This is a genomic window from Paenibacillus sp. NPDC057886, assembly GCF_042796655.1.
Lineage (GTDB): Bacteria > Bacillota > Bacilli > Paenibacillales > Paenibacillaceae > Paenibacillus.
The window spans coordinates 35,265-61,417 of record NZ_JBHVMZ010000009.1 but is presented as its reverse complement, the minus strand read 5'-3'; the positions used below and the strand labels follow the sequence as shown (position 1 = coordinate 61,417).

Sequence of the window (26,153 nt, the reverse complement as noted above, 5' to 3'; positions counted from 1 at the left end):
ATGGCTACTGAAGGAGGGGAGCGGATTGCTAATTACGGTCACAGGCGGCATAGGCAGTGGTAAAACCCGATTTGCGCTTAGATACGCAGCCCGGATTAGCCGGGAGGGCATCTATTTATCCACTGGTGATCATGATCCCGTGATTCCCGAATTGCCATCCGCTCATTATCGTGCCATCCAGGCTGGAAACGGCCAGCACCTGACGGAGGTGCTTCACCAGATTAATCGGGAATCCAATCTCTTCCTGGCAGATCAGCGAATCGTTATTGTAGATAGTCTGACAGCATGGATGGCAGCGGGGTTCAGGGCAAGTGATGATCTGGATCAGCAGCGTTCAGAGACGCAGTTGTTGCTGGACGCCCTTCTGTCTTACCAGGGAAAGCTGCTCGTGATTACCAATGAAATGTACGGTTCTTTGTATCCTTCAGAGGAAGAACGAATTTTTGCGGCAAGAATGGCGTCAGTTAACCGGGCGTTGCAGGCGCATTCGGAACAGATGTATCTGTTGATATCTGGCTTACCTGTTGATCTCAAAGATCGAGGGCTTCGATATGAAGATTAACTTTTCATAACATTAAACGATGGACGAGCCTAAAGAAGCCTCCGTCACCACAAATGGTGGTGCGGAGGCTTTAATTTGTGACAAAAGCTATGCGTGTAAATTTCTTTATTTCCGAGTTTTATTTCGTCTGATCCACCAGATTATACAACCCACAACAATAATCGCCAGAAGTACATATACGACTAGGGAGTACACGTCCATAAAGTGCAGGATACTCTCCCATGACGCACCGAGAGCCGCACCAACCGAGACGAGAATAATATTCCAGGCCAAGGTTCCAATGGTGGTGAAGAGAAGGAATAAACCAAATTTCATGTTGGACATGCCGGCAGGAATCGAGATCAGGCTGCGAACAAGGGGAACCATGCGACAGAATAGCACGGTCCACATTCCATATTTGTCAAACCATGCATCGACACGGTGGATATCTTCTTTTTTGATCCGCAGAATATGACCCCAACGTTCTACAATCTTCTCCAGTCGATTGACATCAATCAGTAGTCCGATCCCATAGAGAATGACAGCCCCAAGCACAGAACCAATGGTAGCAGCAATAATGACACCGGGAAGGGTCAGGCTGGTGTAGGTGGTCATGAAGCCGCCAAAAGGTAATATGATTTCGGAGGGGATGGGGGGGAATACATTTTCGAGCGCAATAATGAGTGCAATGCCTATGTAGCCGTATTGTTCCATGAAATCGGTTATCCAGTTTTGCATAATCGTCTCCTCTACTTTTGGTTTGCAAGGATTTGGCGTATACTCGGCAGAGTACACCAATTCATATATACGTGTGAAGGATCTCACTGGTTTCTGAAAATAATAGCATTCCCGTATTCATAGCAGGTCAAGTATACTGATTAAGTTAAACTCAAGAAGGGCATGCATTTATATTTAACCCCAGCGTTCTACCATGCGAATGATATTAACAATAGGAGGGATTACAATGGGCATATATACACGAACAGGTGACGAGGGGCAGACCTCAGTCATTGGTGGACGGGTCATCAAGGATGATGACCGGGTTGAAGCTTACGGTACAATTGATGAGCTGAATTGTTTTGTTGGGCAGGCCATCAGTTTTATTGATCAAGCAAATGGGGAATTTGAAGATTTGCGTGAACACTTGCTCGAAATTCAACAAGAATTGTTTGATTGCGGGTCCGATCTCGCCTTTGTAAAAATCAGCGAAACCAAATATAAAGTGCGGGATGATATGGTCACCCGGCTTGAGCAATGGATTGATCAGTATGATGCGGAAAATCCGAAGGTGGAACGGTTTATTTTGCCTGGGGGGAGTCTGCTCTCTTCGACATTGCATGTTTGCCGTACAGTATGTCGCCGTGCAGAGCGTCGCGCCGTAACACTCGGACAGCATACGGATATCAACCCTTCTGTGCGACGTTATTTGAATCGTCTGTCTGATTATTTCTTCGTAGTTGCACGGACTGCCAATGCGAGACAACAGGTAGCTGACATTGAGTATGTGCGGAGCAAAAAAGTATTCCGCCACAAAGACAAAGAATGAGCGATTATTATTCACCACTTACTTACACGGTTCCCGAACAGGAAGATGGGTGGCTGCTGAAGACCGTGCTTCAGCGGCGTCTACAGGTTTCACGCAAGCTCCTGTCGAGACTCAAACTTACAGAGCAGGGAATTATGTTGAATGGCGAGCGGGTATACATCAGTGTCAAAGTTAGTGCAGGTGACGTCCTGGAAGTCCGGATGGAACAGGAAGAGTCGGATGATATTTTACCTGAGCCGATTCCCTTTACGACACTGTATGAAGATGAGCACTTGCTTATCGTGAACAAGGATTCCGGTGTCATCGTACATCCAACACATGGGCATTACACAGGTACTTTGGCAAACGGAGTTGTCCATTATTGGAAGTCCAAAGGCGAGCGTTTCCGCTTCAGACCGATTCATCGACTGGATCAGGAAACATCAGGTGTGCTGGCAATTGCGAAAAATCCATATGTGCACCAGCATGTGTCTGAACAGATGATCGCCGGAACGGTGGATAAAAAATATATTGCCTTTGTGCACGGTAGTCCTGCCCAAGAAGAGGGGGCCATCGATGGCCCAATCGATCGTGATCCCGAGGAGCCGCATCGTCGAATCGTTACACCTGACGGGTATGCGGCAAGAACGTTATACACGACAGTCGCCCGATGGGCGGGGGGCAGCGCCAGTGCGGTGAACCTGAAGCTGGAGAGCGGCAGAACCCATCAAATACGGGTACATATGACATCGATCGGCTGCCCGTTAATTGGGGATGGGATGTACAAGACCCTCCCCGTGCATGAGATCGATGAGCAGACCATGGCTGTACGGGAGGAACGAGACACTTGGATTGCACGTCAGGCATTGCACGCATGTGAGCTGGCGTTTGACCATCCCATTTTGCACAATCGGATGACATTCCATGCGCCTTTACCCGCAGATATGGCTGTCCTGGAGGCGCGTTTGGATGCCGAGGCCTCCCCTAGAGAAACGTTGTGAAATGCTGTCAAACGGCCTGTGATTCGCGCTGTGTGTAGTACCTCAGTGTATTGTGTCCTGCTGTAAGTCAACGGTTAGTTAACTTAACCCGTGTGAGGCATGCAAACTGCATCAGAACAAAATGCTGCAGGCTAAGGTTGTAAGGTTGTATAGCCGAATGGACATTTTTTCATTCGCGAAAAGGTTTGAAGTTAAAAATTACAGTGCGATGGTATCGGTTTGGAGCGACTTTTGGATTTGCGAAGCAAACCAAGGGAAGCGAGAAATCGAAACCGGAGCACCACCGGAGCAATTCCAGGAGGACAAGTAACGATGAGTAATCTAAAAGTATATCAATACGCCAAATGTGGCACGTGCCGCAAAGCGGTAAAATGGCTGGAAGCTCAGGGGCATGAGCTGGAATTAATCCCTATCTTTGACACACCACCATCCGAAGTAGAATTAACAGAATTGATTCAAAAGAGCGGACTTGAAGTGAAGAAGTTCTTCAATACGAGTGGGGAAGTATACAAGGAGCAGCAATTGAAGGACAAGCTGCCAGGGCTATCCACAGAAGAGCAGATTCGTTTGCTGGCTTCCAATGGTCGTCTGATTAAACGGCCAATCGTTACGGACGGTCACAAAGTGACCGTAGGTTTCAAGGAAGATACGTATGAGCAGGAATGGAACAACGCGAATTTATAGACGAATGATTTCATTGATTGTTAAATGAACCAAGGTGAAAAGGCTCTGAATGTTCAAATTTCAGGGCTTTTTTGGCTGGTCGATGCTTGGCGGAACTATGCTATAATGATAGAATTAGTTCGATATTTTATTTGCTATAGAAACTTAGCTAAAGATTTACACGAGAACAGAGAGGACAGAAATAACCTGAGGAAGCGGAGCTAAAAGCTTTCTAAAAGAAAGCTCCATCGGAAGCATACACTTCGCCTTTATCACCGGATTTTCCCTTTTGAAGAAGGGAATCAAAAAAATCTGGGGATAACAGCGATCAGAAGGTTGTTCTGTCATCGGAGTGGCAAGTGTAAATATTCTTTAGTTCAATTTTCTATGGAATCAGGACAGGAGAGAACAAATTCAAGTGAATCAACGTAATGAACCTACTTTGTTGCTGGTAGATGGTATGGCGGTGTTGTTCCGTGCGTTCTATGCAACATCTGCAAGCGGATATATCAGACGTACAAAGGCAGGCGTGCCAACCAACGCAGTATACGGATTTATCCGTTATTTCTGGGATGCGGTTCAGACCTTTGGGCCAAGTCATGTCGTATGCTGTTGGGATATGGGGGGCAAGACGTTTCGCGGTGAAGAGTATGCAGCGTACAAGGGAAACCGTCCGGAAGCCCCGGATGATCTGATTCCTCAGTTTGCTCTGATTCGCGAAGTGATGGATAGTTTGAACATTCCGAATATTGGCGCTCAAGGATATGAGGCTGATGATTGCATCGGTACGCTTGCCAAGTATTACACCGAGCAGACGGATATGAACGTGATGGTACTTACGGGTGACCACGATATGCTGCAACTGATTAATGATCGTACAAGCATTATTATTATGAAAAAAGGTCATGGCAATTACATGGTGTATACGCCTGAATCCCTAATGACGGAGAAACAACTGACACCTCGTCAAGTGATTGACATGAAAGGTCTGATGGGCGACGCAAGTGACAATTATCCTGGGGTACGGGGCATTGGAGAGAAAACGGCTTTGAAGCTTGTACAGGAGTTTGGCTCCATTGAAGGTATTTTGGATAATATGGATAAGCTTACCCCTTCGGTACGTAACAAAATTGAGAATGATCTCGACATGCTTCATCTGTCCCGCAAACTGGCAGAAATTCACTGTGCAGTTCCGGTAGCCTGTGCACTGGATGTATGTGAATTGCGTCTTGACCCGGATATGGTGATGGACAAGTTCGAACAACTTGAGATGAAGAGCCTGGGCTCTTGGATGGGAGTGGCAATTGGGTGAGTAGTATGCAGACAAAACGGACGGGCAAAAAGTGGTGGACAGGGGCTATGGCCCTCGTCCTTGCTTTGCCTGTGATCCTTTCAGGAGCGGTGAGTGCTCCACAGACAGCAGATGCCAAAGCGGCAATTAGCACCAAAGTACAGAAAGTAAAAGCAGCAGGACGCAGTTTTACCGTACAGACGGTTAGTATTCCCAAGGGTACACCAGTTACTGTAGGATTAGCGAAGAAGCAGGTCGGTCAGACCGCAACATTACCTTCGATTGTTAAGGCATATGGCGCGCAAGCGGCCATTAACGGAGCGTTTTTTGAAGCTTATAACGGAGCTCCAGATCCATACGGCATGTTAATAGCAAATGGAAAGGTTATACATATTGGAAGATACGGAACAACGATTGGATTTAAGGAAGATGGCTCAGCCATCATGGATTCGCTTCAAGTGAGCCTGACGGGTAAAGTAACAGATACAGAAGGAAAATCACGCAGTTGGTATGCGACCTTTATTAACCGAACACCTTCCCCGAATGCGAGTATTACGATGTTATACACACCAGAGCGGGGATCTACAGTCGGGTTCAAAGGGGGCACGGCGGTTGTGATGGAGAAAGGGATTGTCACCAAAAAAGTACCGAATACCAATGTAGCCATTCCGAAGAATGGCTCGGTGCTGGTCTTCACGGGGAATCAGAAAGCTTCGTCGGACCGCTTTACCGTTGGATCAACTGTAGAGATGAATTATAAATACACCAATGCAGCGGGCAAGGAGATCCCTTGGCAAGATGTAGTCACCGCTGTGGGCGCAGGTCCACGTCTGGTGAAAGACGGCAAAGTTGCCGTAAATCCAGCGAGTGAGGGCTTCAAGGATACCAAAATTCTAAATGCCTCAGGCGCAAGAAGCGGTATTGCCATTATGGCCGATGGTTCAGTTATGCTGGCAACCGTTTCGGGAGCGACAATCAAGGAATGGGCTGCTGTCATGCAGAAGCTCGGTGCGAAGCAGGCAATGAATCTGGATGGTGGTGCATCTTCAGGGATGTATGCTGGCGGCAAAATGCTTACTTCCCCTGGCCGCTTGTTAAGCAATACGCTTGTTTTTGGTGGCTCTGTTCGTTAAAAGAAAGCTAATATGGGAGGTAGGATCAAATGACACTCACACATAATCGGAAGCCAGACGAAAGCAAAACGGCGGTATTAGCTGTAAACGTAGGGCAACTTCGGGCTTTGCCTGGCCAGAAGCGCGAAGTGATGAGCGGCATTGTGAAACATCCCATATCCAGCCCGGTCTTCCTGTCATTCACTGGAATGACAGGGGATGCCCAGGCGGATCTGGAGCATCACGGTGGGCCTGATAAGGCGGTTTGTGTATACGATTACAGTCGTTATCCGGCCCTTGAACAACGGATGGATCGCAAGCTGGACTGGGGAGCTTGTGGAGAAAATCTGACCGTTGAAGGCTGTATGGAGGAAGAAGTCCGGATTGGTGATGTGTATGAATTGGGGGAAGCCAAGGTACAGGTAAGCCAGCCAAGACAGCCTTGCTTCAAGCTTGGTGCACGGTATGACTACAAAGACCTGCCTGTATATTTTCAGGAGAGCGGACATACCGGATTTTATTTTCGGGTGTTGCAAGAGGGCGAAGTAACTCCCTCAGCAACATTCAGACGAATCAGCACTGATCCTGCATCAATGACCATTCTGGAAGCTAATCGAATTATGCATCAGGGGAAACATGATGCCGTTGGTATGCGTGCTTTGCTGGCCATTTCAACGCTGGCCGACAGCTGGAAGCAGTCCTTGTTGAAGCGATTGGCCAAGCTCGAAACTACTGAACTGGATTAATGCCCTCGTTCAGAGAACAGATTCGAAGATCATTTTAATTTTAATCTACTTGGGAGTGTGACTAACATGACGATTTTAGGCGCAATTGAAGCTGGAGGAACCAAATTTGTATGTGGTATCGGTACGGAAGAAGGAGAAGTTCTTGAACGCGTAAGCTTTCCAACAACGACACCGGAAGAGACGATGGCTCAAGTCATTGCTTTTTTTGAAGGTAAAGGAATTGAAGCTTTGGGTGTAGGTTCATTTGGTCCGATTGATCCGATTGAAGGAAGCCCGACCTATGGTTATATCACAACAACACCGAAACCACATTGGGGACAGTACAATCTGATTGGTAAGCTCAAGGAACACTTTGATGTACCGATGACGTTCGACACGGATGTAAACGGTGCAGCACTCGGGGAAGCAACCTGGGGAGCTGCACAAGGCCTGGATAGCTGTCTGTATATTACGGTTGGAACGGGTATTGGTGCAGGTGCAGTTGTAGGTGGCAAAATGGTCCAAGGATTGTCTCATCCAGAGATGGGACACATCATTGTACGCAGACATCCCGAAGATACGTATGAAGGGTTCTGTCCGTATCATGGAGACTGTCTGGAAGGCCTTGCTGCAGGTCCTGCCATCAATAAACGTTGGGAGCAACCGGCTTACGAATTGCCAGCCGATCATAAGGCTTGGGAGATTGAAGCACATTACCTGGCGCATGCCCTGATGAATTATGTATTAATCCTCACTCCGCAGAAAATTGTAATGGGCGGCGGTGTGATGAAGCAGGAGCATCTGTTCCCAATGGTTCGCAGCAAATTGCAGGAATTGCTAGCTGGATATGTTCAGCATCCTGCACTTCAGTCCGAAATTGACCAGTATGTCGTTTCACCGGGACTTGGCGATAATGCGGGGCTGTGTGGTTCGCTTGCGCTGGCGAAATTGGCTTTGAACAAGTAAATAGCTTTACAAACAAGTAGTTGACGAATTTTTCCATTGTGGTAATATATGAGCAACAGCATAGCACGGTTAATGAGGAAGCACCTCTCTTGCATGGATTTTGCAGGAGAGGTGTTTTTTTTGCTGTTTCAGACAGCAAAATAGGGACTGTGTCGAGCTGAACTATTGAAGGAGGGACAAGAAATGGAAGTCATTTTCATGAACAGGTTATCCAGAATGTCAGATCAGAATGAAGAGCATGCCCAGCTGTGGATTGGTGAAGTAGAAGGGGAGTGGCATCTGGGATGGAGTCAATATGAGGAAGGAGATCGTACGGATGCCATATGGTATGACGGGAGTTCATGGGACGAGCTGTTACATGTATATCGTCATCAGCTAGCGATACAGATGGGCGACGGGTATCGTCCGTTGCTGCAAGGATTGTTTCACGAAAATGATGATTTGAAGTCGCGCAGTTATGGCGGTCAGCGTCTTCATTGTTACAGTGAATTATATGGTAATGAGGAACTGTATATGGATCTTTGCATATGGCGCAGGAAGAGAGCAGCGTCTGACCGAAAGGCCCCTTATTTTATTGCAACGAACCGGTTGTTGCGCCTGATCAGTGCATTTGTTCCACAAACCATTGATGAATTGATGCAACTGCCTGGCGTAGGAGAGAGCAAGGCTTCCGAGTACGGAGCTGAATGGCTGGAGCTTACGAATGGACTGGAACGTCCCACATCTTTTCCGTTAGATTGGGTGAACACGGCTCTAAAGGAACAAGAGTATGAGAGCTGGCTGTACAAACAGAGAGAGCAGAAATACAAGCAGGAGCTAGACAGATTTACCACACGCAAGCAGGTTCTCGAAGGCATGAAGGAAGGGTATACGCTCGAGGAAATCGTGAATCGTTCCGGATTGTCCCGGCGGGAGCTGATTGAGCTGTTGGAGACACTGGATTTGGAGGGGTATGACACAGATTGTCTTCTCGATGCTGAGCTTGCTGTTATGCCCGATGAGGAGCAAGAGGCGGTATGGAGCGCCTACGAGGAGCTGGGAGATACGTTTCTGAAGCCTGTGTTACATAAGGTGTATGGAGAAGAGAAGCCTGGCGGGAGCAATCTGGAGCAGGTCTACGAAAGACTTCGCATGATACGAATTCGGTTCCGTCGTCACACAGAGACAGAGCAGAATGCAGGCTAGAATTGGGATAGATCAGCAGATATTCATTCTAAAATAGATAAAAATAAAAAAAGACGAGGCGTTTCTCCAGATGTGGAGCGCTTCGTCTTTTCTATTTCAAACCCAATCTTTTTTGCGGAAAATAAAGAACATGCTCAGGCCCAGTGTAACCATCAGGCCAATGACCACAAAATAACCATACTTCCAGTCCAGCTCAGGCATGTTCGTAAAGTTCATCCCATAGATGCCCGTGATAACGGTCAGCGGCATGAACACCGTGGTAATGGCGGTGAACACACGCATGATCTCATTCGCCCGGTTGGCGATACTGGATTGGTAAGCTTCTCGCAAGTTCCCCATCAAGTCGCGATAAGTCTCAAAAGTTTCGGATATTTTCACAGCATTCTCATAAATGTCACTGAAATACTTCTGCAGTTGATCATCAATAAGACGCAGATCTTTTTTATTGAGTGTGTTAATGACCTCTTTCTGAGGCCCCAGCACTTTCTTCAGCCATAAAATCTCACTGCGCAGCCCGATAATCTCATTCAGATGAGATTTCTTGGTATGCATCAGGATGTCTTCTTCAAGCTTCTCGATGCGCGCTTCAATTCGGTCACCGACGGTGAAATAATTATCAACAATCAAGTCAACCAGCAGATACAGCAGCTTATCCGGCGTACTGATTTCCTGTTCCCACAGGATCGGTTTCAATGTCCGCAATTCGCTGACTTTCTGTTTGGTAACACTGATAATAAAGTGTCTGCCAAGGAACAAGTTGACGGCACGTAAAAAAATCTCTTCATCATCGAAACGAATGCTATTAATAACAATAAAATAATGGCTCTCATAAATTTCAATCTTCGGACGTTGTTCTTCGTCACTCAAACAGTCTTCCACGGCCAGATCATGCATCATGAACAGCGGTTGAAGTACCGCCAAATCGTCTACGTCCGCATCAATCCAGTAAAACCCCTCCGCTGGTGGAGTCAGCGCCTGCTGAATGTCATCCACCGGAATAAATACACCGTTATTTACCAACCGGATTTTCATTGTTCATCTACTCCTTCTGCACCCGCCAAATGGGCGGATTTCATCAATATGGGCGCAAAAAGAACAGATCAGCCGGTCGGCAGCGGAGCCTGGAAGTCAGGACTGCGTTCGCTTTATAATCAAACGGAAGTAACGTCCCGCTGCCGGCATGCTGATATCAATTCTCTATGCAGTTTGTCGGAATTCGGCTGCCAGTCAGGCCTCGGGTCGCCATCCATTGAATATGTCACCTCTCACATAAGGGTTTACAACACTTGTCTAGTATACCGCTGGTACAGGGTCCTTTCAAGCGCAAAAATGTGTCGATTTCGCGCCCTGGAGCAGTGTATGACAACGGATGATGAACGGTTCCGATCCCGAGGAACAGACATTGAACTACACCTTGACGTGAGGGGATTAATGTCTTAAAGTAAAAGGTGAACCACACTAGTTTTTACAATTGAATAAAGCGAAATCTTATCAAGAGTAGGTGGAGGGACTGGCCCGATGAAACCCGGCAACCGGCGGTATACCGCACGGTGCTAATTCTTGCAGCGACCAAGTGTCCAAGTGACACTGTTGTAACTGAGAGATGAGAGAGGCGCATATCTATTTACATATGACCTTTCTCGGAATCCGAGGAAGGTCTTTGTTATATGCACCGACTTCTCAGCAGTGATTTTCGCTAAGGAACTTGAGCTTGCCGCCAGCAATGTGGTTGCAATTCAGCGCCAGGCAAGCTCATGGCAGCCTATAACTGTAGGGATGCGAATTATCGCACCCGCAGTGGCTGCATCTATTTATGCACAAGGAGGAGTTAGAACCACCATGCCAATCAAAATTCCAGACACACTGCCTGCCAAGGAAGTACTCGCAGGAGAGAACATCTTTGTCATGGACGAGACATCTGCTTATCAGCAGGACATTCGTCCACTACGTATCGCTATATTAAACCTGATGCCCACAAAGGAAACGACAGAAACTCAATTGCTTCGTCTGGTGGGTAACACACCCATTCAGGTAGATATCGTTCTGGTTCATCCGAAGTCTCATACGTCCAAGAACACTTCCCAGGAATATTTGGACTTGTTCTACAAAACCTTTGATGAGATCGAACACCGCCGTTTTGACGGCATGATCATTACAGGCGCTCCTGTAGAGCAAATGGACTTTGAAGACGTGAACTATTGGAAAGAAATCCAGGAGATCTTCGAATGGACCAAAACCAATGTGACTTCGACCATGCATATATGTTGGGCTTCCCAAGCGGGTTTATACCATCATTTCGGAGTTCCCAAAGTTCCGCTGGATGAAAAATGTTTTGGCGTATTCTCACATACGATCAACAGATCCAATGTGCAGTTGCTGCGCGGATTCGATGAAGTATTCAACGTCCCGCATTCCCGCCATACGGAAGTGCGACGTGAAGATATTGAAAAAAATGATAATCTTGAAATATTGGCTGAATCAGAGGAAGCAGGTATTTTCCTGGTTGCTACCAAAGACGGCAAACAGATTTTTGCAACCGGACATGCCGAATATGACCCGCTTTCATTGAAATGGGAATATGACCGGGATGCAGCTAAAGGCATGGACATTGCGCTGCCTAGACATTATTTCCCGAACGACGATCCTTCCCGTGTTCCCCCGGCCACTTGGCGGGCCCATGCAAACTTATTATTCTCTAATTGGCTCAATTACTATGTGTATCAAGAGACACCTTACGATATTGGTCCGCAAATCTAATCGACATTACAGGAGGATGCTGCAATGGAAGACAACAAGTTGAAAATCGAAAGCCGATTGGCCCAAATTGGGTCTGTCAATGAACCGGTAACGGGCGCCATTAATTTTCCGATCTATCAATCCACTGCGTTTCGACACCCGAAGCTTGGACAAAGCACGGGATTTGATTATATTCGGACGACCAATCCAACCCGTAAAGTGTTGGAAGAAGCAGCGGCAGCGTTGGAATCCGGTGATGCAGGGTTTGCCTGTAGCTCCGGCATGGCTGCTTTGCAAACGATTTTTGCTTTATTCGGACAAGGGGATCATCTGATTGTATCGCTGGATCTGTACGGCGGAACGTATCGTTTGCTTGAACGCATCCTGTCTCGATTTGGTGTGACGGCAAGTTACGTCGATACCAATGACCTGGCAGCTCTGGAGAGTATTCGTCAGCCGAATACAAAAGCGGTATTTATTGAGACACCAACTAATCCACTAATGATGATTACGGATGTGGAAGCGGTCTGCTCTTGGGCCAAGAGCCATAACTTGCTGACCATTGTGGATAATACACTACTGACTCCGTTCTTCCAGCGTCCAATTGAACTCGGTGCTGATATCATCATCCATAGTGCCACGAAGTATCTGGGTGGTCATAATGATGTACTTGCTGGATTGATTATTACCAAAGGGGAAGAATTGTCGGCCGAAATGGCATTTCTGCACAATTCCATTGGAGCAGTGTTGTCTCCAAGCGACTCCTATCAGCTGATGAAAGGCATGAAGACACTCGCTCTTCGCATGGAGCGGCATGAGTATAATGCTTTGACGATTGCCAAGTACCTTTTGGAGCACCCAGCCGTTAATGAAGTGTATCACCCTGGTTTGTCGGATCATCCCGGATTTGAAATACAGAATAAACAATCCAGTGGAAATACAGGCATTTTCTCTTTCAAAGTAAAGGATGCTCGTTATGTTGAACCGTTGCTTCGTCACATCAAACTGATTGCTTTTGCGGAGAGCCTCGGGGGTGTAGAGTCATTGATGACTTATCCTGCGGTACAGACCCATGCCGATATTCCGATTGAAATTCGTGACGCTGTAGGTGTAGATGATCGTCTGTTGCGCTTCTCTGTAGGAATCGAGCATGCCGATGATCTGATTAACGATCTGGGCAATGCACTCACAGCTGCACAGCAGGAGATAGAAGGGGGGAACGCATCATGAGTGAGCAAAACAATAATGCCAACAATCATGAACGGAATGTTCATTCTGACCTGAAGTTCGATACCAAGCTGCTGCATTTCGGTGACGAAATCGATAAAACCACCGGGGCTTCCAGTGTACCAATTTACCAGGCCTCCACATTCCATCATTTTGATATTTTTAATCCACCTCAACATGATTATAGTCGTTCGGGTAATCCGACTCGTCAGGCATTGGAAGATTACATTACATTATTGGAAGGTGGAGCACGCGGATTTGCCTATTCCTCAGGCATGGCTGCCATCTCCAGTGTGTTCATGATGTTCTCGGCAGGAGATCACATGATTGTGACGGAAGATGTATATGGAGGAACGTATCGACTGCTTACTTCCATTCTAAGCCGGATGCAGATTGAGACTACCTTTGTGGATATGACCAATATTGAGGAAGTGAAGGCAGCACTCAAACCGAACACGAAGGCAGTTTATATGGAAACACCATCCAACCCGACACTTCGGATCACGGATATTTCTGCTGTCACCTCTTGGGCACAAGAACATGAGCTAATCTCCATTCTCGATAACACCTTCATGACGCCTTATTACCAACGTCCGATTGAGCTCGGGGTGGATATTGTCGTACATAGTGCGACCAAGTTTCTTGGCGGCCACAGTGATGTGCTGGCAGGTTTAGCCGTTGCTCGTACGGAGTCATTGGGAAGACAGCTAAAACAATTGCAGAATGGACTTGGAACCGTGCTCGGTGCGCAGGAATCCTGGCTTCTGATGCGCGGTATGAAAACCTTGGGTGCCCGCATGGCACACAGTGAACAGAGCACAGCCAAGCTGGCAGCTTGGCTTAGTGGACGCAGTGATATTACAGCTGTATTTTATCCGGGGCTGCTGGATCATCCCGGCCGTGAAGCTCACGAACGTCAGTCAAGCGGATACGGCGCTGTTGTATCGTTTGACGTAGGTTCAGGAGATCGGGCCAAGGCAGTACTTAACCGTGTGAAATTGCCGATTGTTGCCGTGAGTTTGGGTGCGGTTGAAAGTATCTTGTCTTATCCTGCGATGATGTCTCATGCGGCTATGCCGGCTGAGGTTCGCCGTGATCGAGGTATAACTGACGGATTACTGCGCTTCTCGGTTGGTCTGGAAGACATCGATGACCTGATTGCCGATCTGGATCAGGCACTTCAGGATTCGTAGAGTTGGCTGTATTGAAACACGGGTGTTAAAGCCCGCTGAAAAAGAAATCAAATAGATGGCATATGTAAACATTTTTATTAATTTTTAAAGCACCTGCTCATAAGGTGCTTTTTTTCACATGTAACCTGTGTTACGATATGTGGAGTACAGAAATGCGATGTTGCCACCAAAACTTTCATCTATATGAGCAAGTTGGGACGGATCGTGATTATATTTTCTCTTCATGAGGGAGGCTTTTTTACGATGAGTACGGTAGACCGTATCTTAGATAAAGCCCTTCGGGGCGAACGTTTGGACTTGGAAGACACGATTCAGCTGTTTGAATCAAATGAAGTAGACAAAATCGGGGCCGCCGCCAATGTGATTGTAAAACGCATGCACCCCGAACCATACAGAACATTTGTTATTGGGCGTAACGTCAACTACACGAACGTGTGTGATGTGTACTGCCGTTTTTGTGCTTTCTACCGCAGACCTGGCTCTGACGAAGGGTATGTACTTCCCGATGAAGTCATTTTCCAGAAAATCAAAGAAACCGAAGACGTGAATGGTACCGAGATTCTGATGCAAGGTGGAACGAATCCGAATCTGCCGTTTAGCTATTACACCGACCTGCTCAAAGCGATCAAGGAGCGTTTCCCTAACATTACGATGCACTCCTTCTCGCCAGCTGAAATTATGAAAATGGTCGAAGTGTCCGACGGTCTTACTCTGGAAGAGGTTGTACGTGCAATTCACGAAGCGGGACTGGATTCCCTGCCTGGTGGTGGTGCCGAAATCCTGGATGACCGTACACGCCGCAAAATTAGCCGTCTGAAAGGTTCATGGCGCGATTGGATGGACGTTATGCAGACAGCTCACCGTATCGGTATGAACACAACGGCAACGATGGTTATCGGCCTTGGTGAAACGATGGAAGAGCGCGCACTGCATCTGCTTCGTGTACGTGAAGCTCAGGATGAGTGCATTGCGAACAAGTATGATTCCGAAGGATTCCTGGCGTTCATTCCTTGGACATTCCAACCGGATAATACGAACCTGAAGCTGGAGCGTCAGACGCCAGAAGAGTACCTGAAGACGGTAGCGATCAGTCGACTGGTATTGGACAACATCAAAAACATTCAATCCTCATGGGTAACGATGGGACCTGAAGTCGGCAAAAAATCACTCGAATTTGGCTGCAACGACTTTGGTAGCACCATGATTGAAGAGAACGTGGTATCTGCTGCAGGCGCAACGTACAAAGTCAACATTGGTTCGATTACGCAACTGATTCGGGAGTCCGGTTATATTCCGGCACAGCGTAACACAAGATATGACATCCTGCGGACGTTCGATGAAGAGAATGCCATTCAACAAGATTTTGTAATGCAGAACTAATATTTATTTTATAGTACATCACGCTGATGAATTGAATCGATAAGATCATTTAGTCAGTTTGAATACGAAGTCCGTTGAATACGAAGTCCGTTGATTACTCTTTATAAGGGTAATCGGCGGACTTTTTAGTTTTTCTTCACACCAAGCGATTATTTATTCACAGATCATCAAACAGTACATATTACGCATTTGGCGATATTTTATATTGAAAATGAACTGTTACAATAAAAGGGCACGTAAGCAGACATGCTGGGAAGGGGCAGGCCGATGAAAACAAGAAAACTTGGAAAGACGGGACTGGAAGTTCCTGTATTGAGCTTTGGAGCATCCTCTCTAGGTTCGGTATTTCGTGATATTGACCGAGGTGAGGGTGTTCGTACGGTTCACGCCGCTGTAGATGCAGGGATGAATTATATAGATGTTTCGCCCTATTATGGATTAACGAAAGCCGAAATCGTGCTTGGAGAAGCCCTACGCAGTTTGCCACGCAGCTCGTTTATGCTGTCCACCAAGGCTGGACGTTATGGGGAGAATACATTTGATTTTTCGCGTAAGCGGATACACGATAGTGTACAAGAGAGTCTGAATAGACTGCATACCGATTATATCGACATCCTGTTCTTGCATGACATTGAGTTTGTCTCGGCCGATATTATTATTGAAGAAGCTTTCCCAACGTTGCTCCACCTGAAAGAGCAGGGAGTCATTCGCCATGCAGGAATTTGTGGATTACCGCTGCCGTTATTTGAAAAGTTACTGCCTCAGATTGATGCCGACGCCATCATTTCCTACTGCCATTATGCATTGAATGATACTTCACTGCTGTCCTTGCTGCCCCTCTTGGAAAAGAAAGAAGTTGGCCTTGTGAATGCTTCGCCTCTTTCCATGGGTTTATTAAGCACAAGAGGCACTCCTGCCTGGCACCCGGCAGATGATCGGGTGAAGCAGATCTGTCTGCAAGCAGCACGGTTCTGCGCGGAACAGGGCAGTGATATTGCGAAGCTTGCCGTGCAGTTTGCAACAGCCAATGAGCGGATTCCAACGACACTGGTCAGCAGTGCAAGCGAACATAATATCCGCAACAATGCAGTCTGGATTGAGGAACCACTGGACCAGGAATTGTTATCAGAGGTGCTGCGTATTCTGGCTCCAGTTCATAATGAGAGCTGGGCCAGTGGGCGCCCTGAATATAACATTGAACATAACTTTAAGTCACAAGCATCATCGAAGGGGGAACAGGAATGAGAGCAGTTATATGTGAAGAAATAAATCGTTTGGCTTTGCGAGACATAGCTGAACCCGAAAGAACCGAAAATCAGGCCCTGGTTACCATCCGACGAATTGGAATCTGTGGCACAGATTTGCATGCCTACAAAGGCAATCAGCCATTTTTCACCTATCCCCGTGTACTGGGTCATGAGCTTGCAGGAATTATTGAAGAGATTGGGGCAAATGAAGCGGGCCTGAAGGCAGGAGATCAGGTTAGTATTATTCCGTATTTACATTGTGGACATTGTATCGCTTGTCGATCAGGGAAAACGAATTGTTGTGTGTCCATGCAGGTGATGGGTGTACATGTGGACGGCGGCATGCGAGAGAGGATCGTTGTGCCTGTCTCCCATCTGATTCAAGCCGAAGGACTTACACTGGATGAAGCAGCGATGGTAGAACCGCTGAGTATTGGTGCTCATGCGGTCAGAAGAGCAGCCCTAAAGCCCGGAGAGCAGGTTGTTGTCATTGGAGCTGGACCGATTGGTCTCGGCGTGATGGCATTTGCAAAACAGGCGGGTGCTCGGGTCATTGCCATTGACCGGAATCTGGACAGGCTGGAACTTAGCCGCATGTGGGCGGGAGTGGATGCTTTGGTTCAGGCCAATGAACATGCGGCACAGCAAGTTGCTGAAATCACGGATGGGGACTATGCGACGGCTGTCTTTGATGCAACTGGAAACAAGCATTCGATGAATGATGCGATCCAATATGTGGCTCATGGTGGACAATTAATCTTTGTTGGACTGGTCAAAGCCGATATTTCCTTTCATGATCCAGACTTTCATAAGCGGGAGATGAGCATTCTGGGCAGCCGAAACGCCACGCGGGAAGATTTTGAGCAGGTCATGTCGATCTTGCGGGAGAAAAAGTTGAACATGGATGATTACATTACACACCGGACGAGTTTTGAGCAATTGCCTGATTCGATCGACACCTGGTTACAACCGGATTCGCATGTAGTGAAAGCAATAGTAGAGTTATAAATAAGTACAAAATGAATAAAAAACTCTCTTTGATCCCTGAATGAATGGTTAACATCCATAGGAATCAGAGAGAGTTTTTGTTTGCCTTGCCTATATGAATCTAGATTATTTCTCCGGGTTTGTCACAATACCTGCATGTGGGTCAATATGACGCACAATGGATTTGAGCCAGATCATTTCGAGGAAATGAATCTCATAGTAGAGTGCTCCCGGAACGTGTTGGATCCATCCTTCAGCGACAGCAGGATGACCTGAATCCGTTGAAGAATCCAATGTTCCAGGTTCACGGCGCAGCCGTTTACGGACGGCTTTTTCAACTTGAGCGCTTTGTGTGGTTAAAATACATATTTTGCGCTTAGCTGTGAATCCGCGGAATGCAATATACACCATTTCATATGCAATGAGATAAGCAATTACCGAGTACATCGCTTGATCCCAGCCGAAGACAACACCAGCAGCAGTTAGAATCAACAAGTTGAGCAGCATGATTATTTTTTCGATAAGCATCCGTTTCCCGCTAAACACGCGTTCAGGTGGACGGGAGGACGGATCACCGATTTCCAGCGTATCCAGTGTCCCACCATACCGCACGACTAGACCGATTCCTAGACCGAGACATAATCCGCCAAACAAGGCGGCAGCCAGCGGGTGCTCGACAAGCGGCGGCATGGGGTGAAGCACAATGGCACCAATCGAAAAGACAACCAAACCCAGAACAGTGACCAGTACGAATTTCTTTTGCACGAGTCTGTAGGACAGAAAAATAAACGGAACGTTGAACAAAAACAGGAACAAACCAATCCTCATTTCGGTCCAGTGGGCGAACAACGAAGAGATGCCCGTAATGCCTCCAATAATGATCTTATTGGGATGTAGAAACAATTCAAGTCCCACGGAGGCCAGAATTCCACCCGCAATCACAAACAATAAATTCAAGATGCGACGGGTAGATGACAATCTGGTCTTGGCGGCTTGTGGCACCGGATTAGCCGATATCAGAGGTGCTTTCATAGGTCATCCTCCTTTGTGCGGTTCCGTGCCATTCTCCCTGGGTTAATCACAGAAAGATCGGCGGTAGAGCCGCGAGTACGATACGTTGTCTGTTCTGAACAGACAAGGGGTTATCCTTCTTTCTGCAGAACCTTTGGTTCTTCTTTCTTCTTCCGAGGGTCTTTGAACTTAAATATTTTATCCAATAATCTGAACACATGTTTGGACTCTTTCGTTAATAACGGTCCAAGGATTGCCAGAATGAGTACATATAATGCGGCGAACGGTTGCAGCAGCGGGAGAAGTCCTCCGGCTTTACCCATGTTGGCCATAATGATGGAAAATTCACCACGTGACACAATGGTCAAACCGATATTGGCTGATGCTTTTGGTGATAATCCTGCACTGCGCCCAGCGAGCATGCCTGCAAGGAAGTTACCGAATAGTGTGAGCACAACTGCGATCAAAGCAAGCCATACAGCTTCGCCGCCAAGAGACAACGGATCGATGGACAATCCAAAGCTGAAGAAGAACACTGCTCCGAAGAAATCACGGAATGGCAGAATCAAGTGTTCAATCCGCTTGGCATGTTCCGTCTCAGCCAGAACCAAACCAACAAGCAAGGCACCAATGGCTTCCGCGACATGAATGGTTTCCGAGAATCCGGCTACGAGGAACAATGCACCGAAAATCACAAGGGAGAACAACTCATTGGAGCGAATCTTAAGCACCTTGTTGAGCAGAGGTGTTGCTTTACGTCCAAGAATAATGACAATGAGCATGAATCCAAGCGCGACGAGTGCGGATACAATGACACCTCCGATGGAGGATGAATCACTGAGCACAAGTCCAGACAAGATGGATATATATACAGCGAGAAACACATCTTCAAACATGATAATTCCGAGAATCATTTCCGTCTCTGGATTCGCTGTTCGTTTCAGATCAACGAGAACCTTGGCGACGATGGCACTGGAAGAAATAGTTGTAATTCCGGCAATGATAAGAGCTTCGGCAGCTGGGAAACCGGAAGCAAAACCAAAAATCAATCCCAGCGTGAAGTTAATCCCAATATAGATGGAACCGCCGACTGCAATGGATTTACCCGATTTGATCAGACGACCAACTGAGAATTCCAGCCCAAGATAGAAGAGCAGGAAGAGAATGCCGATTCGGCCCATAAACTCAATAAACGGCTGACTTTCAATAAAGCGGAAGTCCAGATGCCAGATTTTCATGGCATGAGGTCCAACGGCCATCCCGATCAGGATGTAAAATGGAACGACCGAAAATCTCAGTTTTGCGGATAAGAGTCCGGCTGCTGCAATGAGCACAAGTGCCAGACCCACTTCGAATATCAGATGATCCATTGACTCACCCCCTTCCGGTCAGGAGGAGGGATTTGAATAGCTTCTGCTGATTGCGTTCGCCAACGGCTACTACCGTGGACTCTGCACTAATCACGACCTCCGGACCGGGGCTGATATGTTTTTTGTGATTCTTCTCTACAACAGCAATAACCGTTGCCCCTGAATTTTGACGTACGTCCAGTTGACCAATAGATTTACCGATACATCCGTAGGATGGTTCGATTTTGTACCATTCAATAATCAGATCGTCAAATGTTACTTCAATATTTTCAAGCTGCTTCGGTTTATAGGTCAATCCACCAACGATGGCAGCAATCTGTCTTGCTTCATAGTCATCAAGCGTGATCATGGAGATGCTTTGGTCTGGATCATCGTACTCAAAATGGTACATTTCCCGGCGACCGTCATCGTGAATAATGACAATGATTTTATCTCCACTGCTCGTTTCAATCTGAAATTTCTTGCCGATTCCCGGCAAATCTGTTTCGCGTACATCCATGGATAGTATGCCTCCTTAAATTGAGGGCTGGCCACAGAAGACAGGCTTATTTCCCGAAAATAGAATGATCTGCTGCTCTTAGGAACATTAAATGATGCGGGTAAACAGAGCCAGGGACTCCTGACACACAGCCTTGTGTTGTGAATTTGAAATGAAAATGGGGGTAACAAAATAGATGCTAAACAAATAGGTGTTGCCAATGAAGCTGATCGATATCTAACATTTGCTAAAAGGGTTATAAGTTATGCACAAGCACACCGTCTTTCAGACAGAGGTGTCTCCATGCAAAGCAACCTAAAATACGGTGTAACGGCTAGTTAAGAGCGTTCACGTATTTTGGTGCTATAGGGGTGGGAGATACATACATACTGGTGAATTTGATGGGTAGCAGAAATAATCTGCGTTTAAACAGACAAATCAACGGTTTAAAGGGCAGACGCGGTGTAGGAATTCGCAGCATTAGCAACAAAGCGAGCACAAGAAAGACAGGTTTGTTATGCGTGACCGCAATCAACTTCGACATGACTTGTGGGTACTTGCGAATGGCAGGTTTCTGTTGAGACTCCAATGTGTGAACAAGCACTTCCTTGTTGGAAGTCGTCTCAACGGTTACCTCGACAGCGGATTCCGACTGCATCGGAATAGGGAAGGACAACGCTTGGAATACGCACAAAATGATAATAAAAGCGTAACGGAGTATTCTTGGTTGTTGTCTCATTTCGGCTTCCCCCCTTTTCCGTGAAACATACTGTTATAAAAATAATAACACATTTTTGTCTTAACTCCAAACGGATTGATAATATACTGAGAAATCATGACACGCTTTCCATCAATCCGCTTCGTATATCCCTATCAGCCTTGCCATATACTTTGAACAGGAAGGAAAGGAGTGATTCTTATGGAACTGTTCGCCGTATGGACCGATGTATCAGGGCAGGAGGAAGCGGATCAATTTTATCGTTGTGTGAAGGAAAAAACCAAAGGTTTACATATAAGCAAAAGAGGATTTCGGCTCACCTTCAAACATAATGACGGAAGAGCGGCTTGGGTATGCAGAGGCAATGAGAATCACACTGACTTCCAGCAGTGGCTGCCTCAGATCAGTGATTTGCTTGCTATGGGACTTGCAGATTTCATCATGGATACACGTGAACGTATTATGGTGGAAGAGATGATCTCCAAAGCCTGCTCAGTCATGGATGAACATGAGGTGGAGAAGGTAAACCGGATATGCATGCCTTTGTTGTTCAATGGTGACTTGGATCAGCCAGGACTGCGCGAGTGTCGCCGTACCACTCTGGCAAATGGATTGAAACAGGATTTGGAGGAGGTTCATTTTTTTCAACTTGAAGGCATTCTTAATTTCCGGATTCGGCAGTATAAACAGGAACTTCATGAGCTGGTAGAATATGCGCTGGATGAATTCTGGATGGATCGTCAATATGAAGAATTTATGGGGCTGCTCAAGTACTTTGTGTTCTTTCAGGAAGCGAAAGTCCCGCTTGTACATTTGATACACAAAGGTTTACATGAATTTCAGGTACTGGATGCTGCGCTTAAAGTGCTGCCCGTACAAAAGGATGAACAGGTCGTTGTGGAGATGCCAGGACTTGAATTGGAAATGGATATTGAAGATATGATCGTGAGTACGCTGATCTCCATCTCGCCTGAAAAAGTCATGCTGCATACGCGCACTCCAGATCTGCCCATCATCTCTACGATCCGTCAGATCTTTGAGGACAAGGTGCAATTATGCCATCATTGCCCCGAGTGTGAAGTGCTGCGCTCCGGATTGCTGACAGGTCTTGACGCAAGTGATCTCGGCAATTATAATAACTGTTGATCCATGATTTATTAGAAATTATTATGGAGCAATAAACAAAAGCGTTGACAAAGACAAGAACCACACGCACGGTCGGTGCAGAGAGAGGGAACCAGGCTGAAATTTCCTCCGGATGCCACGTTTGGTTTACCCCTTTGTAGCTGCAGTTTTGAAAATGGAGTATGAAGGTTACCTCTATTATACAGGTAGTCATCCATGAGTAAGGATATGCCGGGTCATGCCCGTTACCGTCATGCCAATGAGGGCTGTACTCCAATATGGATGAAGCAGCTGAATTAGGGTGGAACCACGAGAGTATACAACACTCGTCCCTTTGCCGGGACGGGTGTTTTTTGCGTTCCTTTGCAAAAATCGCAGGAACAGCAATAGATTATCCATCCATGAAATACATGGACAGAGGTTGAATTTACAGGAGGAATGAGACAAATGGCAGTTAACATTAAACTACCCGATGGTTCGGTTCGTGAGTATGCCGACGGAAGCAGCATTGAAGATGTGGCCGCTTCGATTAGCAGTGGACTTCGCAAAAATGCCGTAGCCGGCAAACTGGATGGGATCGTCGTGGACTTGTCCACAACACTTCATGAGGGAGCATTGGTGGAGATCGTAACACTGGATTCACCAGAAGGTCTGGAAGTAATGCGTCACAGTACAGCTCACTTGTTGGCTCAAGCTGTGAAGCGTTTATACGGAAACAAAGAGGTACATCTTGGCGTTGGTCCGGTCATTGAAGATGGTTTCTACTATGATATGGATCTGGAACAACCGCTCAATCCCGAAGATCTGCAAAAGATTGAGAAGGAAATGGAACGTATTGTTAATGAGAACTTGCCGATTGTACGTAAGGAAGTTAGCCGCGCGGAAGCGATCAAAATCTTCGAAGAAGTGGGCGATCCTTATAAGCTCGAATTGATTCGTGACTTACCGGAAGACAGTGTCATCACTATTTATGAGCAAGGTGAATTCTTCGACTTGTGTCGTGGGCCACACGTACCATCCACCAGCAAAATCAAAGTATTCAAACTGATGAATGTTGCCGGTGCTTACTGGCGCGGAGATAGCAAAAACAAAATGCTGCAACGTATTTACGGTACGGCTTTTGTGAAAAAAGCACAGCTTGATGAGCATTTGCACTTCCTGGAAGAAGCGCGTAAACGAGATCACCGTAAACTGGGTAAGGAACTCGAAATTTTCACATTCTCCCAACTGGTTGGACAAGGTCTGCCAATCTGGTTGCCTAATGGTGCCAAGCTGCGCCGGACGTTGGAGCGTTATATCGTCGATTTGGAAGAGAGCCTCGGATATCAGCATGTGTACACACCAGTGCTTGGTAATGTTGAATTGTACAAAACATCCGGACACTGGGAGCACTATCAAGAAGACATGTTCCCAAAAATGGTTATGGACAATGAGGAACTCGTTCTTCGTCCAATGAACTGTCCTCACCACATGATGGTGTACAAGTCCAGCATGCACAGCTACCGTGATCTGCCGATCCGGATTGCCGAGCTTGGCATGATGCACCGTTACGAAATGTCGGGCGCATTGACAGGTCTGCACCGTGTTCGTGCGATGACGCTGAACGACTCGCACATTTTCGCACGCCCGGATCAGATCAAGGAAGAATTTGCACGTGTTATTGAGCTGATTCAAACGGTTTATAAAGATTTCGGCATTCACGAATATCGTTTCCGTCTGTCCTATCGTGATCCTCAGGATACCGAGAAATACTTCCAGAATGACGAGATGTGGGAAATGTCCCAACGCATGCTGCGTGAAGTTGTGGAAGAACTCAACCTTCCATTCTATGAAGCAGAAGGCGAAGCGGCATTCTACGGTCCAAAACTGGATGTTCAGATCAAGACAGCACTAGGCAAAGAAGAGACATTGTCTACCGTTCAATTGGATTTCCTCTTGCCAGAGCGGTTTGAGCTTGAATATGTGGGTGATGATGGACAGAAACATCGTCCGGTCGTTATCCACCGCGGTGTAATCAGTACGATGGAGCGTTTCACTGCATTCTTGCTGGAGAACTTTGCAGGGGCTCTGCCACTGTGGTTGTCTCCTGTACAGGCGAAGGTTATTCCGGTATCCGGCAACTTCGACGACTATGCACGTGAAGTGGAAGCGAAGCTGAAACGTGCAGGGATCTCTGCTGAAGCGGATCTGCGTAACGAGAAGCTCGGTTATAAAATCCGTGAGGCACAGCTTGAGAAAATGCCTTACATGTTCGTCGTTGGTGAAAATGAACGTAATGCAGAGGGGGTATCTGTGCGGAAACGTGGAGAAGGCGATCTCGGCATGAAACCTTTGGACGAAATTGTAGCCCAGCTCAAAGAAGAGATCACAACAAGACAGGTGTAATCCTGAATTGTTGGTTCTATGGTAGAAAACCGTTTGAATCATATTGGAGTAAATCCAATGGTTCAGACGGTTTTTTGTTGTTTTCAGGTTTTTTTGGACATCTGACTTAGAAGCCTACATAGAGAAAAGTATAGAATTTTTTCATTTTGGAAAACCTTTGCAGTAAGGGGGAGGTTCTATAATGAAAAAGCAATTCTTAATTCAAAAGAAAAACATAAGGTTCATCATCTCATGCAGTGTAGTGCTCGTTGGAGTAGTCTTGGGGTGGAATCAGGTAGAAGCTTATACCTTTGAAGAGGAAAATGAAGTCATGTATGTGGAGAATCGGCACAGCGAAACTTCAGATGAGCGTGAGGGCGTCTATCCAGAAACGGCAGTTTATGAATACAGTGATCAGGCTCAACTCACAACCATGGTCTATATGGGCTTTTTATGGTCTCCGCAGCCCATTGTCATTCCGCGACCTGAAATTCCGAAGAAGCAGATCGGGGTTGACCCGTCCATGCCGGTGCTCGCTCCGCGTACAGAACAGGTATTGGACACGCACAAGGTGACGGCTACCGGATACACTGCAGGTGTGGAATCAACTGGAAAAGGGCCAAAACATCCCCAATACGGAATTACGTATTCAGGTGTAAAGGTGCGCCGCGATAAAGAAACGGTCTCAACGATTGCAGCTGATCCGAAGCTGTTTCCACTGGGCTCCATTTTATATATTCCCGGTTACGGTTACGGTATCGTTGCAGACACGGGCTCGGCGATCAAGGGCAATAAAATTGATCTTTATTTCCCTACAACAAAGCAAGTGTATAAAGAATGGGGCAAAAAGGATGTCGAAGTACAGGTGATCAAACAAGGTGCTGGAAAATGCACTGAAAAAATGCTGGAAGAGTTATCCGAAGCCATTGATGTGTACAAATCCGTACCGGATTCATGGCTGGACAAGGCCGTTTAATAATGAATTTTAATAAATGAATAACGCACGCGCACTCTTCACATAATACTCTCTGGGGACGAACCCCGCATTGCAGACATGCAATGTAAATATGAAGAGAGAGGTGATCGTCGTGGCTAAGAAATCTCAAGGTTCACAAACGCCAAACGAGAAGTACAATGCAGAGTTTGGAGAAGAGAATGCAGCAAGCAAAGTGAAACAATCGCAACAAAACAAAGTGAAGGATAACTTCCAAACACCTGATGAAAAATACAATGCTGAGTTCGGTACTGAGAACACAGGCAAAACACAAAAGTAAATCAATGATGCACAGACACCTTGGAGAATTCTCC

General features: G+C 46.7%; 25 protein-coding genes and 1 riboswitch. Of the genes, 19 read left to right on the top strand and 6 right to left on the bottom strand.

What is annotated here, in order from left to right; all coding sequences use genetic code 11:
• Window positions 1-25 precede the first annotated feature (25 nt).
• A complete protein-coding gene (locus ACFVQB_RS26585) occupies window positions 26-562 on the top strand; it encodes a bifunctional adenosylcobinamide kinase/adenosylcobinamide-phosphate guanylyltransferase (RefSeq protein WP_379446922.1) in 537 nt (178 codons plus the stop codon).
• A 105-nt stretch (window positions 563-667) separates the two neighbouring features.
• Here the strand turns inward: ACFVQB_RS26585 and ACFVQB_RS26580 are convergent, their stop codons facing one another.
• Window positions 668-1,279 carry a DedA family protein gene (locus tag ACFVQB_RS26580; RefSeq protein WP_024628348.1) on the bottom strand — a complete coding sequence of 204 codons (612 nt, stop codon included), beginning with the start codon at window positions 1,277-1,279 and terminating at the stop codon, window positions 668-670.
• 226 nt (window positions 1,280-1,505) lie between these two features.
• On the opposite strand from ACFVQB_RS26580, the gene ACFVQB_RS26575 reads away from it, so the two are divergent.
• From ACFVQB_RS26575 to ACFVQB_RS26540, 8 genes are all read left to right on the top strand, one after another.
• The gene (locus ACFVQB_RS26575; RefSeq protein WP_379446921.1) at window positions 1,506-2,087 is read left to right on the top strand and encodes a cob(I)yrinic acid a,c-diamide adenosyltransferase; all 582 of its coding nucleotides are present in this window, start codon (window positions 1,506-1,508) and stop codon (window positions 2,085-2,087) included.
• Window positions 2,084-3,067, top strand: a complete 984-nt coding sequence (locus ACFVQB_RS26570; protein WP_379446920.1) for an RluA family pseudouridine synthase — start codon at window positions 2,084-2,086, stop codon at window positions 3,065-3,067. The genes ACFVQB_RS26575 and ACFVQB_RS26570 overlap by 4 nt, the downstream gene beginning before the upstream one ends.
• A gap of 312 nt (window positions 3,068-3,379) precedes the next feature.
• Entirely contained in the window at window positions 3,380-3,751 is a 372-nt protein-coding gene (locus tag ACFVQB_RS26565) for an arsenate reductase family protein (protein ID WP_379446919.1), read from the top strand.
• Window positions 3,752-4,148: 397 nt separating this feature from the next.
• Entirely contained in the window at window positions 4,149-5,042 is an 894-nt protein-coding gene (locus ACFVQB_RS26560) for a 5'-3' exonuclease (protein WP_379446918.1), read from the top strand.
• 5 nt (window positions 5,043-5,047) lie between these two features.
• A complete protein-coding gene (locus ACFVQB_RS26555) occupies window positions 5,048-6,154 on the top strand; it encodes a phosphodiester glycosidase family protein (protein ID WP_379447133.1) in 1,107 nt (368 codons plus the stop codon).
• 29 nt (window positions 6,155-6,183) lie between these two features.
• The gene (locus tag ACFVQB_RS26550; RefSeq protein ID WP_379446917.1) at window positions 6,184-6,879 is read left to right on the top strand and encodes an MOSC domain-containing protein; all 696 of its coding nucleotides are present in this window, start codon (window positions 6,184-6,186) and stop codon (window positions 6,877-6,879) included.
• 66 nt (window positions 6,880-6,945) lie between these two features.
• A complete protein-coding gene (locus ACFVQB_RS26545) occupies window positions 6,946-7,824 on the top strand; it encodes an ROK family protein (protein WP_379446916.1) in 879 nt (292 codons plus the stop codon).
• A 183-nt stretch (window positions 7,825-8,007) separates the two neighbouring features.
• On the top strand, window positions 8,008-9,009 hold the full coding sequence (locus ACFVQB_RS26540; RefSeq protein WP_379446915.1) for an HRDC domain-containing protein: 1,002 nt from the start codon (window positions 8,008-8,010) through the stop codon (window positions 9,007-9,009).
• A 96-nt stretch (window positions 9,010-9,105) separates the two neighbouring features.
• Here ACFVQB_RS26540 and corA read toward each other — a convergent pair whose 3' ends face one another.
• Window positions 9,106-10,041: a magnesium/cobalt transporter CorA gene (gene corA / locus ACFVQB_RS26535; RefSeq protein ID WP_053780458.1), complete on the bottom strand. Its 936-nt coding sequence runs from the start codon at window positions 10,039-10,041 to the stop codon at window positions 9,106-9,108.
• A gap of 453 nt (window positions 10,042-10,494) precedes the next feature.
• Window positions 10,495-10,619, top strand: a riboswitch (SAM riboswitch).
• 229 nt (window positions 10,620-10,848) lie between these two features.
• Here corA and metA point away from each other — a divergent pair.
• From metA to ACFVQB_RS26505, 6 genes are all read left to right on the top strand, one after another.
• A complete protein-coding gene (gene metA / locus ACFVQB_RS26530) occupies window positions 10,849-11,766 on the top strand; it encodes a homoserine O-acetyltransferase MetA (RefSeq protein ID WP_113051738.1) in 918 nt (305 codons plus the stop codon).
• Window positions 11,767-11,790: 24 nt separating this feature from the next.
• The gene (locus ACFVQB_RS26525) at window positions 11,791-12,975 is read left to right on the top strand and encodes an aminotransferase class I/II-fold pyridoxal phosphate-dependent enzyme (RefSeq protein ID WP_379446914.1); all 1,185 of its coding nucleotides are present in this window, start codon (window positions 11,791-11,793) and stop codon (window positions 12,973-12,975) included.
• A complete protein-coding gene (locus ACFVQB_RS26520) occupies window positions 12,972-14,165 on the top strand; it encodes a trans-sulfuration enzyme family protein (RefSeq protein WP_379446913.1) in 1,194 nt (397 codons plus the stop codon). Before ACFVQB_RS26525 ends, ACFVQB_RS26520 begins: the two co-directional genes overlap by 4 nt.
• 243 nt (window positions 14,166-14,408) lie before the next feature.
• The gene (gene mqnC / locus ACFVQB_RS26515) at window positions 14,409-15,545 is read left to right on the top strand and encodes a cyclic dehypoxanthinyl futalosine synthase (protein WP_379446912.1); all 1,137 of its coding nucleotides are present in this window, start codon (window positions 14,409-14,411) and stop codon (window positions 15,543-15,545) included.
• A gap of 267 nt (window positions 15,546-15,812) precedes the next feature.
• The gene (locus ACFVQB_RS26510) at window positions 15,813-16,790 is read left to right on the top strand and encodes an aldo/keto reductase (protein ID WP_379446911.1); all 978 of its coding nucleotides are present in this window, start codon (window positions 15,813-15,815) and stop codon (window positions 16,788-16,790) included.
• Window positions 16,787-17,800 (top strand): zinc-binding alcohol dehydrogenase family protein, encoded by a 1,014-nt coding sequence (locus ACFVQB_RS26505; RefSeq protein ID WP_379446910.1) that lies wholly within the window; start codon window positions 16,787-16,789, stop codon window positions 17,798-17,800. The genes ACFVQB_RS26510 and ACFVQB_RS26505 overlap by 4 nt, the downstream gene beginning before the upstream one ends.
• Before the next feature lie 105 nt (window positions 17,801-17,905).
• Here ACFVQB_RS26505 and ACFVQB_RS26500 read toward each other — a convergent pair whose 3' ends face one another.
• From ACFVQB_RS26500 to ACFVQB_RS26485, 4 genes are all read right to left on the bottom strand, one after another.
• On the bottom strand, window positions 17,906-18,811 hold the full coding sequence (locus ACFVQB_RS26500) for a YitT family protein (RefSeq protein WP_379446909.1): 906 nt from the start codon (window positions 18,809-18,811) through the stop codon (window positions 17,906-17,908).
• Window positions 18,812-18,921: 110 nt separating this feature from the next.
• Window positions 18,922-20,160, bottom strand: coding sequence for a cation:proton antiporter (locus ACFVQB_RS26495; protein WP_024629027.1), 1,239 nt, complete (start codon window positions 20,158-20,160; stop codon window positions 18,922-18,924).
• Between the two features lie 4 nt (window positions 20,161-20,164).
• Window positions 20,165-20,659 (bottom strand): cation:proton antiporter regulatory subunit, encoded by a 495-nt coding sequence (locus ACFVQB_RS26490; protein WP_379446908.1) that lies wholly within the window; start codon window positions 20,657-20,659, stop codon window positions 20,165-20,167.
• Window positions 20,660-20,972: 313 nt separating this feature from the next.
• Window positions 20,973-21,377: a hypothetical protein gene (locus ACFVQB_RS26485; protein ID WP_063564231.1), complete on the bottom strand. Its 405-nt coding sequence runs from the start codon at window positions 21,375-21,377 to the stop codon at window positions 20,973-20,975.
• 180 nt (window positions 21,378-21,557) lie between these two features.
• Here ACFVQB_RS26485 and ACFVQB_RS26480 point away from each other — a divergent pair, with 180 nt between their 5' ends.
• The 4 genes from ACFVQB_RS26480 to ACFVQB_RS26465 all read left to right on the top strand — a co-directional run bounded on the left by ACFVQB_RS26480 (window position 21,558) and on the right by ACFVQB_RS26465 (window position 26,119).
• Window positions 21,558-22,502, top strand: a complete 945-nt coding sequence (locus ACFVQB_RS26480) for a putative sporulation protein YtxC (protein ID WP_379446907.1) — start codon at window positions 21,558-21,560, stop codon at window positions 22,500-22,502.
• A gap of 426 nt (window positions 22,503-22,928) precedes the next feature.
• Window positions 22,929-24,866: a threonine--tRNA ligase gene (gene thrS, locus ACFVQB_RS26475; protein WP_379446906.1), complete on the top strand. Its 1,938-nt coding sequence runs from the start codon at window positions 22,929-22,931 to the stop codon at window positions 24,864-24,866.
• 181 nt (window positions 24,867-25,047) lie between these two features.
• Window positions 25,048-25,821, top strand: a complete 774-nt coding sequence (locus ACFVQB_RS26470; protein WP_379446905.1) for a 3D domain-containing protein — start codon at window positions 25,048-25,050, stop codon at window positions 25,819-25,821.
• Window positions 25,822-25,933: 112 nt separating this feature from the next.
• Window positions 25,934-26,119 carry a hypothetical protein gene (locus ACFVQB_RS26465; RefSeq protein ID WP_379446904.1) on the top strand — a complete coding sequence of 62 codons (186 nt, stop codon included), beginning with the start codon at window positions 25,934-25,936 and terminating at the stop codon, window positions 26,117-26,119.
• The last annotated feature ends 34 nt before the right edge of the window (window positions 26,120-26,153 follow it).